General features: G+C 64.3%; 14 protein-coding genes. 5 read left to right on the plus strand and 9 right to left on the minus strand.

Features of this window, described 5'->3' with window-relative positions; all coding sequences use genetic code 11:
* Positions 1–184: 184 nt before the first annotated feature.
* From AXW84_RS04105 to lgt, 3 genes are all read left to right on the plus strand, one after another.
* Positions 185–799 (plus strand): RNA polymerase sigma factor, encoded by a 615-nt coding sequence (locus AXW84_RS04105; protein ID WP_236943240.1) that lies wholly within the window; start codon positions 185–187, stop codon positions 797–799.
* Positions 800–812: 13 nt separating this feature from the next.
* Positions 813–1,106: a hypothetical protein gene (locus AXW84_RS04110; protein WP_068229080.1), complete on the plus strand. Its 294-nt coding sequence runs from the start codon at positions 813–815 to the stop codon at positions 1,104–1,106.
* Between the two features lie 127 nt (positions 1,107–1,233).
* Entirely contained in the window at positions 1,234–2,280 is a 1,047-nt protein-coding gene (gene lgt / locus AXW84_RS04115) for a prolipoprotein diacylglyceryl transferase (RefSeq protein ID WP_068229083.1), read from the plus strand.
* 97 nt (positions 2,281–2,377) lie between these two features.
* Here lgt and AXW84_RS04120 read toward each other — a convergent pair whose 3' ends face one another.
* The 5 genes from AXW84_RS04120 to AXW84_RS04140 all read right to left on the minus strand — a co-directional run bounded on the left by AXW84_RS04120 (position 2,378) and on the right by AXW84_RS04140 (position 5,483).
* Positions 2,378–3,085: an IS630 family transposase gene (locus AXW84_RS04120; protein WP_068229086.1), complete on the minus strand. Its 708-nt coding sequence runs from the start codon at positions 3,083–3,085 to the stop codon at positions 2,378–2,380.
* Positions 3,086–3,114: 29 nt separating this feature from the next.
* Positions 3,115–3,390, minus strand: coding sequence for a helix-turn-helix domain-containing protein (locus AXW84_RS04125; protein WP_068229089.1), 276 nt, complete (start codon positions 3,388–3,390; stop codon positions 3,115–3,117).
* A gap of 50 nt (positions 3,391–3,440) precedes the next feature.
* Positions 3,441–4,388, minus strand: a complete 948-nt coding sequence (locus AXW84_RS04130) for a hypothetical protein (protein ID WP_068229092.1) — start codon at positions 4,386–4,388, stop codon at positions 3,441–3,443.
* A gap of 46 nt (positions 4,389–4,434) precedes the next feature.
* Complete coding sequence (gene yidD, locus AXW84_RS04135) at positions 4,435–4,659, minus strand: membrane protein insertion efficiency factor YidD (protein ID WP_068229095.1); 225 nt, start codon at positions 4,657–4,659, stop codon at positions 4,435–4,437.
* Positions 4,660–4,748: 89 nt separating this feature from the next.
* On the minus strand, positions 4,749–5,483 hold the full coding sequence (locus tag AXW84_RS04140; RefSeq protein WP_068229098.1) for a M48 family metallopeptidase: 735 nt from the start codon (positions 5,481–5,483) through the stop codon (positions 4,749–4,751).
* Positions 5,484–5,606: 123 nt separating this feature from the next.
* Here AXW84_RS04140 and AXW84_RS04145 point away from each other — a divergent pair, with 123 nt between their 5' ends.
* Together AXW84_RS04145 and AXW84_RS04150 are read left to right on the plus strand one after the other, a co-directional pair.
* On the plus strand, positions 5,607–6,560 hold the full coding sequence (locus tag AXW84_RS04145; protein WP_157886801.1) for a hypothetical protein: 954 nt from the start codon (positions 5,607–5,609) through the stop codon (positions 6,558–6,560).
* Between the two features lie 114 nt (positions 6,561–6,674).
* A complete protein-coding gene (locus AXW84_RS04150; RefSeq protein ID WP_236943241.1) occupies positions 6,675–8,756 on the plus strand; it encodes a ComEA family DNA-binding protein in 2,082 nt (693 codons plus the stop codon).
* A 36-nt stretch (positions 8,757–8,792) separates the two neighbouring features.
* Here the strand turns inward: AXW84_RS04150 and AXW84_RS22990 are convergent, their stop codons facing one another.
* From AXW84_RS22990 to AXW84_RS04160, 4 genes are all read right to left on the minus strand, one after another.
* The gene (locus AXW84_RS22990; protein WP_236943242.1) at positions 8,793–9,800 is read right to left on the minus strand and encodes a T9SS type A sorting domain-containing protein; all 1,008 of its coding nucleotides are present in this window, start codon (positions 9,798–9,800) and stop codon (positions 8,793–8,795) included.
* 187 nt (positions 9,801–9,987) lie between these two features.
* Complete coding sequence (locus AXW84_RS22995) at positions 9,988–11,028, minus strand: acyltransferase family protein (protein WP_071890963.1); 1,041 nt, start codon at positions 11,026–11,028, stop codon at positions 9,988–9,990.
* A 151-nt stretch (positions 11,029–11,179) separates the two neighbouring features.
* Positions 11,180–13,399, minus strand: coding sequence for a reprolysin-like metallopeptidase (locus tag AXW84_RS04155; RefSeq protein WP_068229104.1), 2,220 nt, complete (start codon positions 13,397–13,399; stop codon positions 11,180–11,182).
* 181 nt (positions 13,400–13,580) lie between these two features.
* Complete coding sequence (locus AXW84_RS04160; protein WP_068229107.1) at positions 13,581–15,542, minus strand: DUF3857 domain-containing transglutaminase family protein; 1,962 nt, start codon at positions 15,540–15,542, stop codon at positions 13,581–13,583.
* Positions 15,543–15,623 lie beyond the last annotated feature (81 nt).

Below are 15,623 nucleotides of genomic sequence, written 5' to 3' on the forward strand. Positions count from 1 at the left end.
CGTAACTTACTTTTGCAGAAATATTTAAAATTATAATCACTGTTAATCAGTCATTTGTAAAATAAATTTGAAAAGCAGCACAAGTTCTCAGGTAAAAAAGGGCCTAATCCTCCGCAAACCTTAACCGCCGCGCCGCGGGCCGGTGCCGGGTTGGCCCTTGACTGACTATCCTATTCTGATTTCTGTGGCTTTCCCCGTTCCGCTGCTTGAGGCCCCCGGCCCGCCCACCGCTGCTCGGGCCAGCGCCCCGGTGGCTGATGCCGAACTAGTAGCGCAGCTGCAACTGGGCAGCGAGACTGCGTTTCGCACCTTGGTGGCGCGCTACCAAGGCCGCGTGTACCGCACGGCGCTGGCCCTCCTGCGTTCGCCGGAGGAAGCCGAAGACGTGGCCCAGGAAGTGTTTGTGGAGGTGTACCAATCCATCGGCCGGTTTCGGGGCGAGGCCGCCCTCAGCACCTGGCTGTACCGGTTGGCTACCTCGGGGGCCCTGAAAAACCGCCGGAAGGCCCGCGCCAAAAAACGCCTGGCCTACGTCACCAGCCTGCTGGGCTTCGGCCACGCCGGGCTGCCCGAGCCGCCCGACTACGCGCACCCGCTGGCGTTGCTCGAAGGCCAGCAACAGCTCCAACTCCTGCTGGACCGCGTGGCCTGCCTGCCCGACGCGCAACAGGTGGCCTTTACCTTGCGCCACGAGCAAGAACTGAGCTACGCGGAAATAGCGGCTGTGCTTTGCACCAGCGTACCCGCCGTGGAATCGTTGCTGTTCCGGGCCCGCCAAACCCTCCGCCAACACCTGTAACCCCCTGCCCGCCATGCCTGATGCCCCCGCCCGCCCGGCCCCCGACGAAGAATGGGACGACCTGCTGCGCCAGCTGCGCGCGCAGCCACCGGCCCAGCCCCGCCCGTATTTCTACCACCGGGTGCACGCTCGGCTCGTCGCCGGGGCCCCCGCTGCTGCCTCCGCGCTGCCCGGCTGGCTGCGCCGGCCGGCCTACGCCGTGCTGCTCGCAGGAGTGGTGCTGGCCCTCAGCGGCGACGGGGCTACGTTCCGCCCGGCTGCGCAGGAGCCCCAAGCCGCCGGCCTGCCGCGACTGCTCCCGCGTTGATGCGGACCCCCTGGTTGGGTAGTCTCGCAGCTACGGCCGTGCCTGCCGCTGGGGCCCTAAAACGGTCCGCCCGGCCGCAAGCCCGGGGGCTGAGTACCTTTGAAATCCTATTTCACCTTCGTTACGCATGTTGTTATCCCTCGCGAGTATTTTCTGGAATGTTGACCCCACCATCTTCACGGCGGGGCCCTGGCACGTGTTCGGGCTGGAAGTGGGGCCCCTCACGCCGCGCTGGTACGGGCTGCTGTTCATGGCGCCGTTCGTGCTGGGCACGTTCGTGCTGGGCCACATCTACAAGTCGGAGAAAACCTCCCCGGCGTGGGTCGACGTCATCACCGTGTACATGCTGGTGGGCACCATCGTGGGGGCCCGGCTGGGGCACGTGCTCTTTTACGAGCCGGCCATCCTGAAAGACCCGCTGGAGGTGTTCAAGATTTGGCACGGCGGGCTGGCCAGCCACGGCGCCACTATTGGTATCTTACTGGCCGTGTGGCTGTTCTCGCGCAACAATAAGTTTGATTACCTCTGGACGCTTGACCGCATCGTGATTGTGGTGGCCCTGGGCGGCGCCTGCATTCGGATGGGCAACCTGATGAACTCCGAAATCGTGGGCAAGCCCACCGATGCGCCGTGGGCCTTCACCTTCCCGCGCGACGTGGAGCACCTCGTGCCTGTGACGCGGCCACTGCCCGCTGGAGCCGTGCAAGTGGCCGCCGTGCCCGTGCAGTTGGTTGACGGCACCTCCAGCTACCGCCTGCTGCCCGCCGGCACGCCCGTAGCCCCCGACGCGCCGATGGCCGTGCCGCGCCACCCCACCCAGATTTACGAGTCGCTGTTTTGCGTGTTCCTGCTCGTGCTGCTGTATTCGATGTGGAACCGCACCAAGGAAAAAACGCCGCGCGGGCAGTTGTTCGGGCTGTTCGTGGTGCTGCTCTTCACGTTCCGCCTCTTGGTTGAATACCTGAAAGAGAACCAGGTATCGTTCGAGAACGGTAATTTCCTGAACCAGGGTCAGCTGCTCAGCATCCCGTTCATCCTCATCGGCATATGGGTGCTGCTACGGGCTGGCAAAGACCCCAATAACCCCTACGGCTACGCCCCGCGCGACCTCGACGCGGCCGAAGCGGCCGCCGCTGGGGGGCCCGCCATCGCGCCGGTAGCTGGCCGCAAGTAGCGCCTTGCACCGCGCCCAAACGAAACGACAGGGCCCCCGCGGTTAAGCAACCGTGGGGGCCCTGTCGTTTAACAAGCGGTACGAATAAGTTAAGTAGTCACGCAAAAGTAACCGTATAATTTTTTCCGATTCGGATCAGGACGTATTCGATGCGTTGAAGCAAGGTGTGGTCGGATTGGTAGTCCTCCGGCCGCCCCCAATAGTGCTTGCAGCGGTGCCAGAGCAGTTCGATACGGTTGAGTTCCGGGCTGTAGGGCGGCAAGAACAGCAGGCTCAGGCCCTTCGCCGCCCATGCGGCGTGGCAGGCGCGGACCACGTGGGCCCGGTGAATCGAGGCGTTGTCCAGCACCAGGACGGTGGGGCGGTCCAGGGACTGGGCGAAGTCCGTGACGGCCAGCACGAACAGGTCGGCGGTGAGGGCCCCGGCCCGCACGTAGGCCTGCAGGGGCTGGCCGGGGGCGTGGGCCTGCCAGAAGCCCAGCACGGCATGTCCGCCGCGGCCGCGTACGGCGGGCAGCGCTACCGGGGGCTGGCCGCGGCGCTGCCAGGCGTAGGGCACGGGGGCCTGGCGCGAGCAGCGGCACTCGTCGACGGAGACCACGGCCACTTCGCCGCAGGCCTCGGCCCGGTGCAGGTCCCGCAACCGGGCTTGGCAGGCGGCAAAAGCGGCCGGGTCGCGCTGGGCCCGCAAGGAGCGCCGGCAGCGCTTCCAGGCGTAGCCGGCGGCGCGCGCCAGCCGGCGCAACGTGCTCAGGTGCAGCTTGATGCCAAAGGCGCGGCGCAGGCGCGGAATCCAGCGCCGCAACTGTTGGGGGGCGGGGCCGAGCCAGGCCCTTACTTTTTTTGGGCCGCCGGGGGCAGTTTGGGGGGCCGGCCGGCCCGTTGGCCTTCGAGCAGGCCCGCCAGGCCCTGGCCGCGCCACGCGCTGAGCCACCCGTGGACGGTGGCGTAGCGGACGGCAAAGAAGGCCGCCAATTGGTTCAGGGTCTGGCCCCGGTGGTGGCCCAGTACGGCTTGGGCGCGGCGGCGCTGGCGGGGATGGCGGGCGTGGTGGCTACACGCGTCGAGGGCGGTGACTTCGTCGGGGGTTAAGGCAAGGGGGGCGCGCATGCACCAAATTTAACGTCTCCGTTTTTATGCGATTACTTTTGCGCGACTACTTAGAACGGTAGCTTGAACTCGTAAAAGCTGCCTTGCTCGGTGCTGATGAGTAGCGTATTGGCGTCTTTAAAGACCGCGCCTTCAGTTTGGCCGGCGCCGGCCAGGCTTACCTGGCGGGGCGTGGCTTTGAGAAGGTCGTCCCACGAATTGCCGTCGAGCACGAACAGCTCGCCACGGCCGAGTAGCACGAGGCGGTGGCCGTCGGGGCGCAGGGCCGCGTCGGTTACCTGGCCCGGGATGGCGAGCTTCGTGACGAGCTGGGCGGTGTAGCTGCCCGGCTGGTCGGGCACGGTGTATACCTTGCTGGTGGCGTCGTTGCCGCGGTCTTTGCTGAAGAGCCACACCCGGCCGCCGTGCCAGAGGCTGGCTTCGCAGTCGAAGTTGCGGGCCTTTTTCTGCTCGGGCGGAAACTCGGTTTGGTCGGGGTACTTAAACTTAATGTCGGCCACCTGCCGGGGTTGCTCGGGGCGGAAGCGGTGGATGACCAGGTTCTGGCGGTCGTTGGCGTTGTTGCCGCAGTCGCCCACGAAGTAGTTGCCCTGGTCGTCGCGGCTCAGGCTTTCCCAGTCGGTGTTGGGGACCCCCAGGGCCAGGGTGCCCCGCAGCTGGCCCGTGGCGCTGAGGCGGTACAGCGTAGCGTCGTTGCCCTCGTCGCCAAAGCTGAAGTACGTGCCGGGCTGGTCGGCCGGGCACAGGCCTGAGCTTTCGGGCACCACATTTTTGAGGGAGCCCACTTGGCGCAGGCCCGGGATCTGAGCAGCGGCGTCCGCGTCTTTGTGGCGGTCGCCGCCCTTGCCTTTCTTCTTTTTGCCGCCGGGCTGCTGGTTCTGGCCTGCTGGTTGGGTGGCATCGGTTTGGGTGGTGGCCTGGTCATTTTGGGCCTGGGAGCAGGCCGCCGCCGTCAGCAGCAGGGCAAGGCTGGCGGGCAGGAAAAAGGAAAAGCGCATAAGTGGAAATAAAGCCGAAAGCCTGCTTATACGGGCTTTGGCCGGCTTATGGCACCGGGTCGTAGCCGTGGCCGCCCCAGGGGTGGCAGCGCCCGATGCGCCGCAGCGCCAGCCGCCCGCCCCGCCAGGGCCCGTGCTTGGCGATGGCCTCGGCTGCGTAGGCCGAGCAGGTGGGCGTGTAGCGGCAACTGGGCGGCGTGAGGGGCGACACCAGGTGCCGGTAGAGCCAGATAAGGGCCAAAAAAAACGAGCGGGCCAGCGAGCGAACCATTACCGAAAGTTACGACGGATTGGGGCCCCTAGGCTTGCGGGTTTTGGCAAATAGGTGCGCGATTTTCTCAAGTAGCTGCATGGTAGCAGCTACTTGGGCAGCGCGTTCAGGCGTTGCTTCCACAGCTCCCAGTCGGGTAGCAGGCGAGCTTGCAGCGCATAGAAGGCCGGGGAATGGTCGGGCACTTGCAGGTGGCAGCACTCGTGCAGTAGCACGTAGTCGAGGCAGCCGGGGGTGGCGCGCACCAGGTCGGGGGTGAGGCGGATGCGGGCCGTGGTGGGCGTGCAGCTGCCCCAGCGCGTGCGCATGTGGCGCACAAACAGCGTGGGCCGGGGCAGCCCCAGCCCCTCGAACGCCGGCCACACGCGGGCCAGCGATGCGGCAAATAACGCCGGAGCCTGCCGGGCGTACCAGGCCAGCAAAATGGCCTCGGTACGGGCAGGTGCGTGCGGTGCAGGATAGGTGATGACCAGCTCGTTGCCAGCTGCGGCCACGGCGGGGCGGGGCCCCTCGGCCAGGCGCAGGGCCAGGGGCCGCCCCAGGTAGTGGTGCAACGCGCCGGCGTGGTAGCTCCGGGCGGGCGCGGGCGGCGGGCGGCGGGCGAATTCTGCCAGGTGCTGCCGGATCCAGTCGGCCCGTTTCAGCACTTGCTGGGCCACCCAATCGGCCGGCACCCCGGCCGGGGCCGACACGTGCACACTGCCATCGGGCCGCACGGCGAAGCCAATGGTGCGCCGCGCCCGAAACACGAGCGTGTAGTCGAGCGGCTGGCCCTGGTGAAAGACGGTTTCGCGGCGCGGGGCCGCAGCGAGAGAGCGGGACATGCAGCGGCAAAGGTCGGCAGTGCGCGCGATATGCGGCCGGTGGGGGGCGGGCGGCTTCACGCAACGGCCATGTTTGCGCCGGGGCCCCTATCTTGTACCCTAACTATCCATATCTGTGATTATATGCCCCAACGGCTACTTATACTTGTATTATTAGAGGTTTTATTAGGGTGGGGAGCAGGCGTCAGCGCGCAGGCCCAGGGCAACGGTCCCGGCGTGCGTGGGGCCCGCGCCGCCGCCCTCGGCAATGCCTCCGTGGCTCTCGACGGCGACGCCTGGGCCGTGGCCAACAACCCCGCCGGCCTGGGCAGCCTGGCCCGCCCCACGGTCGGCTTCTACGCCCAAAACCGCTACTTCAGCGCCGCTCTCAACGTGGGTGCGGCCGTGGTGGCGCTGCCGCTGGGCGCCGCACCGGGCCCCGAAGCGGCCGCCGACGAGCCCGGCGCCGCGCCCGTGGGGGCCCCGGCCACGCCCCGCGCCTGGGCCCGCCGCGGCGTGGTGGCGCTGGAGGCGCAGCGCTTTGGCGGCCAACTTTATAACGAGACGCGGGTGGGCGCGGGCTATGGCTACCGGCTGGGCCAAATCAGCGTGGGCGGGCGCGTGGAGCTGCTGCAAATCAGCATCGAAGGGCTGGGCAGCCGGCGCGTGGCCCTGGCCTCGCTGGGCGGGCAGGTGGAAGTGCTGCCGGGCAAGCTCACCCTTGGCGTGTACGGCTACAACCTGGGCCAGGCGCGCCTGGCCAGCTACCAGGACGAGCGGGTGCCCACCGTGCTAAAGGCCGGCCTGGCCTACCGGCCCACGGCGCAGGTACTGCTGGCCCTCGAAACCGAAAAGGACGTGGAGCGCCCCGCCAACTTCAAGGCCGGGGTGGAGTACCGGCCGGTGGGGGCCCTGGCCGCCCGCGTGGGCGTGGCCTCGCTGAGCGAGGAAATCAGCGCCGGGCTGGGCGTGCGGCTGCGCGATTTTGGGCTGGACTACGCGGCGGCGTTTCAGGCGGCGCTCGGCTTCAGCCAGCACCTGAGCGTGACGAAAACCTGGGGGAAAGGGAATGGAAAAGAATTAAAAATTAAAAATTAGGAATTAAAAATGGGGCTGCTATTATTTCTAATCAGATGCCGGCCGCACTGGACTTGCTCGCGCAATTGGGGCCTAAAACGGGGCGCTGGGGCCCTGGCATTGCTCGTTTTTAATTTGTCATTTTTAATTTTTAATTCAGCAAAAGCCCAGGACTACCCGCGCCGCCCGCCCGACCTCGACCGGCTGACGCAGGAGTTGTTTGCCGAAATCCAGAGCGACCAGGTGCCGGTGGAGGACATCTACGAGACGTTGCTCAACTACTACCAGGCGCCGCTCAACCTCAACGCCGCCACCCGAGAAGACCTCCGCGCCCTGCTGCTGCTCTCCGAAACCCAGATTACCAGCCTACTGCGCCACCGCGAGGCCAACGGCCTGCTGCTGAGCGTATATGAGCTGCAAAGCATCGAGGGATTCGATTTGCGCACCATTGGCCGCATCCTGCCGTTTGTGGCCGTGGCCGGGGGCGACGGGCGCGCCGCGCGGGGCCCCCTGTGGCAGCGCATTCTGCACGAAGACAACAACTACGCGCTGCTGCGCTACGAGCGGGTGCTGCAAACCCGCCAGGGCTACACCGCGCCCACGCTCTACCAGGGGCGGCCCACGCTGCGCTACCTCGGGGGCCCCGACAAGCTGGCCCTGCGCTACCGGGCCAGCCACAGCCAGGATTTCAGCGTGGGCTTTTCGCTCGAAAAAGACGCCGGCGAGCCCTGGGCTTGGCAGCCGGGCCAGGGCCGGGTGGGGTTCGACTATTTCTCGGCCCACCTGGTGCTGCAAGCGCGGGGGCGCTGGAAAACCATTGCCCTGGGCGACTACCAATTGCAATTCGGGCAGGGGCTGCTGCTCTCGTCGGGCTTCGCGGTGGGGAAGGGGGCGGAGGTGATTACCACCGTGCGGCGCTCGTCGGTGGGGGTGCGGCCCTACGCGGGGCTGCTGGAGAATTCGTTTTTTCGGGGCGGGGCCGCCACCTACCAGCTGGGGCCCCGGTGGGAGGCCACGGCCTTCGCCTCGCACCGCAACGCCGACGCCAACCTGCGCCAAACCCAGGACTCGCTGGCTGCCTACGACGAGTTCAGCTCGGGCCTCATCTACACCGGCCTGCACCGCACGGCCACCGAGCTGGCTAACCGCCACCGCCTGGCCGAAACCGTGGGCGGCGGCCACCTCGGCTACGCCAGCGCCAACGGCGACCTGGCCGTAGGCCTCAGCGCCGTGGGCACGCACTACGGCACGGCCCTGCTCAAGCGCCCCGAATCGTACAACCTGTTCGAGTTCAGCGGGAAGAACAACCTGGCCCTGGGCCTGCACTACAGCTACGTGTGGCGCAACCTGCTGCTGTTTGGCGAAACGGCGCGCACCACCGGCGGGGCCCTGGGCACCGTGAACGGCCTGCTCGCCAGCCTGGGCCCCGCCGTGGACGCGGCCGTGCTGGTGCGCCACTACCCGGCCGATTTCCACTCGCTCTACGGCAACGCGTTCGGCGAAAACTACCGCAACATCAACGAGAGCGGCGTGTACTTCGGGCTGAAAATCCGGCCCGCGCCGCGCTGGGAGGTCAGCGCATATTACGATCAGTTCAGCTTCCCGTGGCTGCGCTACCGCGTGGGGGCCCCCAGCCGCGGCCACGACGCGCTGCTGCGCCTGGCCTACACGCCCAGCAAAACCACGATTCTCTCGACCCAACTGCGCCAGCGCCTCAAGCCGCGCGACCTGCCCACGAGCCCCGACTTCCCGGTGCCGTTGCCTGGCAACTACTTACAGCAAAGCCTACTGCTTTACTACGACGCGGCCCTCAGCCCGGCCCTGGAAGTGCGCACCCGCCTGCAAGCCTCCCGCCTGCGCCTCGACGACGTCCAGCCCTGGCAGGCGGGCTACGTGCTGGCCCAGGACGTGGCCTACCGCTTCGGGAGGGCCCTGAAGCTGACGGCCCGCTACGCCGTCTTCGACGCCGACAGCTATGATGTGCGCCAGTACGTGTACGAGTCCGACGTGTGGCTGGCCGTGTCGGTGCCGGCCCTCTACGGGCAGGGCACGCGGGCCTACGCGCTAGCCGAAATCCGTCTGGGCAAGCCCCTCACGCTGTGGCTGCGCTACGCCGAAACCCGCTACCGCCACCAAACCACCGTGGGCACCGGCCTGGAAACCATCCAGGGCCCCGCCCGCAGCGAGGTGAAGGCGCAGCTGCGCTACAAGTTTTGAACGGGGGCTGCTTTTAAGGATCTCAGAGGTCAACGATCATAACTTCACTACCCTTCGGTACGAAGCAGTGCCGTTATCATTTATTCTTAACGTATACGTGCCACTGCACCAATTACTTGTGAGTAGTTGCAAGCTACCGTCTGGCATTGGTATAGTTTGCACCGCTATAATCCTTCCAAGAATGTCCGTGACGGAGAGCTGTGTTGTCCGAAAAGTTTTGCTAGACCGAATAGTAAGTACGTCCTTCACCGGGTTAGGAGAAGCGGAGAAATCTAACGTGAGAACTGCATTCGTAGTCGTTGACAACGCCGTTTTTAGTTGGTTAAGTCTATAACGCCTCAAAAAGCGCCATATCGCTTGGCTAGCGTTAAAGTCACGGTTGGTGACGGCATTATTATCTATTGGTGCCCCGGGCCAACTATGGCCGCCTCCTACTATTTTGTAGTGCTCGACCACGCTGCTCGCCCTGCCTCCACTGTACACATAATGTATTGCTGTGCAGCCATCGGTGGTATTAATGTTCGGTACTTCCGTGATGGTAGAAGTTGACGAGCATCCATTAAAACGTACCCAGTAATCAAGCAGGGAGGGAATAGAAGCGTACCAAGTGCTATAGTAAGGCACTATGTAATCCTCAGTGCCGTGAATTTCTAAAATGGGTACGGGGTGTAATGGAGTACATGCATTCAGGCGGCTTGGCAATACACTGCCAGCGACAGAAGCAATAGCCGCTATTCTGTCGCTAAGCTGGCAAGCTAATTCATAACTCATAAACCCCCCATTGCTCAGGCCTGTACTATAAATTCGATCCGGATCAATGGCAAATTGTGATTGTAGCGATACCAATAAATCTGTTATGAACTGTACGTCATTAATTCCATTTCCTGGGGGAACCCAAGTATTCCAGAATCGCTCTCCTCCAGTATCTCGGGTGCCATTTGGATGCACGATAATAAAGTTGGCGGTATCAGCAATTGGTCGAAAATCACCGTAATACTCCTGAAATGGTCCATTAGATGCATAACCATGCAAATTAAATAACAAGGGAACTGCTTGGCTTGGAGAGTACGAAGCGGGTAGGTATACACTATACTCTCTAATAATACCACCACTGACGAGTGTGCCCTGTAAAGTGGTTTGGGCCCTGAGGGTCCAACAGGATCCGGTCAGCAATGTGACCAATAATAAGAATGAATGAATTGAAAATCGCATATTAAACTTTTAATAAAAATTATAATTTTAAGAGATGGGATAATCGAAGAAATGGCTTTTCTACGCATAAGAAATAGATATAAGCGCTGAATAAGGCTAGCAAGACACACAGCCCGATTTCTCCACCTACTTGCAAAGGCGTAGTGGGCGGCCAGATATGAGTCAGTAAATATTCTGCCGCTGCGCCAACCAAAAAATGCGTCAAATATAGCGAGTATGAAATTTTCCCTAGCCAAGATAATATGGGATGGTTAATTTTAACAAACGCGATAGTTAATGCTGTTATTAATCCAGTTAATGCTGGCCAGATGCCCATTTGAAAGCCACAAAGCCCTGTGAATACCACCAGAGCCAATACGTATTGTCGCCCGGTTATTGTGCGCTGTTTGTAAAGTAGTGTGGCCGCCCCGAGCGAGAATATTGAACTGAAATGAAAAAAAGTTTCTTTTGGTAAAAAGGGTAAATATTGTAGTAGGCTTAATGCAATTGACCAAGACAGAAAGTGCCATACCGAGTTAGCTGCGAATATCTGTCGATAGAATAATCCGACCACTAAGTAAAACTGAAATTCTAAAGAAAGAGTCCAAAATACACCATTTATCCAGCTATTATGCGTGAATGGAATAATAAAAAATATGTTCTCTAGGAATTGTGTAGGAGTTATGGAAAGAAGGCGATTAGAGGGGTGATGCAGGAAATAACTAATCAAGTACCATTCTAGCATAACTAATAGTATGCTCGCGTAAGCAGGCGGGCAAATGCGTACAACGCGCTTGCGCATGAAAGCGTTAAACCCACTAATACGATAATCCTTTCCCCATAGACTATAAGGAATTACGAAGCCAGATATTACAAAAAATATCTCTACACCTAAGTAACCCCAAGCGAAGCTATGTTTCAGCATAGGCGAATAAAGCTTGACTAAGTTTGTGCCACTAGTAAAATGAAATAAACAAACACTTATGGCCGCGAATCCTCTAAGCAAATCAAGAATGCCAAGGTGTTGTCGTGTGCTCTGAATTTGAATGATGGTGCTAGGTAATGTATGCAAAGTAATCATTTATTTAGGGTAATAGAAAAATCTGAGTTTTGAAATGCGCGTTGAAATAATTATTTAAGCACATGTCAGCAAAGTATTTTGGTTTATTGAAATGTGCTAGATCTATTGTTGCATAGGATGCGAGATGCAACACTTCGAATTATTCAGTAACTTACTGCCGCATCACTTTCAGCACCACCGTACTCGCCAGCAAATCTACGCGCAGGTAGTACACGCCCGCCGCCAAGGGCCCCAGGTCCAGCGGGTACTGCCAGGCGTCGGCGGTTTTGGTGGTTTGGGCGGCCCACACGGTACGCCCCACTGCATCCAATATTTGCAAGGTCACGGGGCCCCGCTGGGCGTTGGCCAGGGCCAGGGTGGCCGCGCCGGTGCTAGGGTTGGGGAACACCGACGCGCTGGCCGCGGCGGCGCCGAGCTGGGTGGCCAGCACGTTCACGATGCTGAAGTTCTGGTCGGAAATGTCGAAGAAGACGTTGCCCACGGCCCGCACCATCACCCGGGCCGTGGCGGTGAGGGGCGTGCCGGCGGGCACGGCCACGGTGGCCGCGCCGGTGTTGGGGGCCCCGGCCAGCAGCACGGTGGGGTAGGTAAAGCCGCCGTCGGTGCTCAGCAAAATATCGACCTGCGCGGCGCCGATGGGGGCCCCGGCGGTGCCGGCCACGTCCCAGGCCACGGCGGCGTTGGTGCCGGGCTGCCACTGCGCGCCGGCGGCGTTGGGCTGCTGCACCCGGAAGGGCCCCGCGGTGCCGACGACGGCCACGCTCGTCGAGTCGTAATCGACGCCCCCGCGGTTGTCGCGGGCCACCAGGCGGAAGCGCAGCCGCCGGGCGTAGGTCGGTAGCAGCTCGCCAATGGTTTGCACGTTGTTCACCACGTCGCTGATTTGCGGGAACGTGCGGGTGGGCGAGGCGCTGGGCGCGAAGGGCCGGAACAGGGGCGCATTGCCGGTGGGGCTGGCGATGGGGGAGGTAACCGAATCCCGGTCAAACTCCTCCCAAGCGTAGGTGAGGGCATCGCCGTCGGGGTCGGTGGCCCGGCCGGTGAGGGCGAAGGGCGTGCCCAGCGGGATGCGGTAGCCGGGGCCCGCCACGGGCACGGGCGGGCGGTTGCCGGTGCCCGTAACGACGGCGCAAGTACCCTTGGTGCTCAAAAACGCCAGGATTTCGTCGTAGCTGCGCGAATGGAAAAAGGGCAGACTGCTGGCCACGACGTTCTCAGGGGCGCAGATGCCGGCGTAGGCCATGATGGTGGCGCCGCTGCCCGGCTCGTAGGCCGAGCGGGGCGAGCGGTTGGCGCCGCCGCAGTCGCCGCCCGTGCCGTTGAAGGTGTGGGTAGCCCCAATCTGGTGCCCGATTTCGTGGGCCACGTAGTCGATGTCGAAGCCGTCGCCGGTGGGATTGGCCTGGCCGCTCACACCGCCGGCCTTCTCGGTGGGGTCGCAGGCCGAGGCCACGTAGGCAATGCCGCTGCCGCCGGTGCTGAACACGTGCCCGATGTCGTAATTATTGGTGCCGATGATGCGGTCGAGGTTCGTCTGGTTTTGCCCCAGCATGGCCGTGCCGTTGTTGTTAGAGTACACGGGGTTGGCCACTGGGGTCCCCGCGCCGCTGAGGAAAATGGCCTGGTCCTCGTTGGCCACCAACACCAGGCGCACGGCCAGCTCGCGCTCGTACACGCCGCTTACGCGGTTGACGGTGGTGGCCACGGCGGCCAGCACGCGCGCCACGGTATTGCCCTGGGTGAGCGAGTATTCTGGCGTGCATGCCACCGCCAGCCGAAACGTGCGCAGCTGCGCGCCGTTGGGCTGCCCGGCCAGGGCGGCCAGCCCCGCGCCGGGGCCCGGGCCGCCTGTCAGGCACACCCAGCCGTCGGCCGGGGCCCCAGCGCCCTTGCTGAACGCCACGGCGTGGGCGCTGTCGCCGGCCGGGTCGATGTAGTAGGCCCGGCCGGCGCTGAGCACTTGGGCGTGGAAGCCGCCGGGGCCCACATCGAGGCGGGCGGAGGCGGTGGGGTCGTCGAGGCCCTGGGCCGCGTAGGTCTGGATTTGGGGGAAGCGCGCGGCCAGCGCCGGGGCCAGCACCGGCACCGGCCGCACCCGGTAGCGCTGGGTGCCGCCCCCGGGCAGCGGCAAGTTCAGCACCGCGCCGGCCGGCTGCAGGGCCGCCCGCACGGCGGGCACGTCGATGCGCAAGGCGCGGCCCTGGCGCAGGGCCCCGGACAGCCGGGCGGCGGCCGTGCGCGCCAGCGGCTGGTCGGCAAACCACGCTTGTTGGGCGCGGGCAGGCAGCGAAATCAGGAGGAATAAAACGGCCAGGGCCCCCAGCCCGCGCCCGCCGCCGCACCGGCCCGCCGTGGTAAAAAATAACGCCATGGGCCGTTAACGCGCGAAAAGTAGGGCTGGTATTCTCAGCTTGAAGGTACGGCTGGGGAATGAATACGGATGGCCTGGTGGCGTGGCCTTTGCGAATCCGCGCCGTTTGCTTCGTCCTGCCGATTAATCGTTCGGCCACCGTTCAACTGCGCGGACTCGCAGCGTCCGCGCTACCGCCGGGCTAGGCATCCGTTTTCAGCAGCACCACCTGGGCGCGGTCGGCGGCGCTGATTTTGCGGCGGAAGTCGACGTAGCCGGCGTAGGACGCGGCGGGCAGGTGCAGGCGGGGTAGCTCGAGGCGGCGCACGTAGCGCACGGTGCCGTCGGGCAGGGCCAGGTACTGGGCCGAGTAGGTGCCGTAGGCCGTAGCCAGCTGCACGGGGGCGGGCAAGGTTTCGGGCTGGAAGCCGGCCGGGAAGTGCAGCCGCACGGTGTCGGCCTGGAGGCTGGCGCGGGGCACCCACAGCGCGGTTTGGCGCGTGCCTACCTGCGCTGGCAAAGCGGGCAGGCGGCTCAGCAGGTTGGGGCTCACGAACACGCGCTTGCCGCTGGGCGGGGCGTAGCCCGGCAGGGCCAGCCCGAGGGTTTCGACCACCCCGGGCGTGCCCGCACCGGGGGCCACCGCCAGCCCAAACTTGCTGATGGTGAACGTGGACAGGCGCAGCCGTTCGGCCACGTACTGCTTCTGCTCGGTGGGGCCCAGCTCGTGCAGCACCTGGGCGTAGGTGTCCTGCTCCTGGCCGGTGCGCAGGGTGCGGGCGGTGGCCGTGGCGGCCCCGGCGGCGTCGAGGTACAGGTCGATGCGGCGCTCGCGGCGGTTGTCGGCGCAGCGGTAGCGGGGCGTGGCCACCACCTGGCCGCCCTTGGGCGTGAGCAGCAGCGCGTGGCGGTTGCCGGTGAAGCTGCCCATGTAGCCCAGCGCGGTGGTCTGGCTGGTGCACTCCAGCCACAGCGTGTCGGGGCGGCCGGCGGTGGCCAGCGGCACGCACACCACGGCATGGTTGAACTGGTTGCTGGGGAAGTCGGGGCGCAGGTCGGCGTGGTCGGCGCCGGCCCCGATGAGGGCCACGTAGGCGGGCACGCCGGCGGTGGCCAGCAGGGCCATGGTGTAGTTGCTCAGGGCCTTGCAGTCGCCGTAGCCGCTGGTGGCCACCGCGCTGGCCGGAAAGGTTTGCCAGCCGCCCAGGCCCAGCTGCACCGAAATGTAGCGGGTGCTGCCTTGCAGCAGGTTATACAGCCGGGCCACCCGGGTGTGCGGGTCGGGCGCGTCCTTAATCAGCTCGGCTACCTTGGCAATGGTGGCGGGCGGCAGCACGGCGCGGCCGGTGTTCAGCTCGTAGTTCCACTGGCCAAACGACTGCCAAGTCGTGGCCGAGCCGGCGTGGCCCTGCACCTCGAAGGCCCCGGGGGCCAGGGCCACGCCGGGCGTGGTATCGGCCAGGGGCGGGGCGTTGTCTTCTTCGTCGAGGGCGGGGCGGCCGGCCAGGGCCCAGGCGTACTGCTCCTGGCTGCCGGCGCTGGTGTGCTGGGCGGGGGCCCCGGCGGGCCACTGCCGCTCCTGGTAGCGCAGGGGCAGGGCGGAGGGCGTGCTCACGCGCAGGGTGGCGCTTTGCACGGCCAGGCCTTCCTCGTCCTGAGGCTGCCAGGTGGGATAAAACAGCGTATTGTCCGACACCACTTCGTAGTCAAACTCTACAGTGTAGGGCACCTGGGGCTGGCGCAAGTCGGCGTAGCGCACCCGCACGTCGGTCATCAGGCTGCCGCCGGCGTCGCCCACGCCCTGGTCGCGGATTTCGCTGGCCCGCAGCTGGTGCAGCAGGCGGCCGTCGGCGTCGTACACGGCCCCGCGCAGGTAGCCGATGGCGTTCAGGGCGTCGTAGCCCACGGTGGTGCGCCCGAAGGCGTCGCCGCCCGCGTCGAGCACCGTGATGACTTTGTGCACGGTGTGCACCAGGCGGCTGGCCGATTTCACGGTCACCACCTCGTCGTCGGCGCGCAGCACGGCGTGGGCCCCCTCGCGCAGGGCCGCCGGAATGTCCGCCACGGAATACTTCGGCGCGGGGCCCCACCGCATGGGCAGCGGGGGCCGGGCACCACCCAAGGGCACGGCAAGCAGCAGCGCGAGTAAATTTTTGGCTTTCATAAGAAAGGAAATTCTAATAAAATAGCTGTTGATAGGAAGTAGCCGAAATCATTCAGAACGTCATGCTGAGCTTGCCGAAGC

Origin of the sequence: Hymenobacter sp. PAMC 26628 (genome assembly GCF_001562275.1) — a bacterium.
Lineage (GTDB): Bacteria > Bacteroidota > Bacteroidia > Cytophagales > Hymenobacteraceae > Hymenobacter.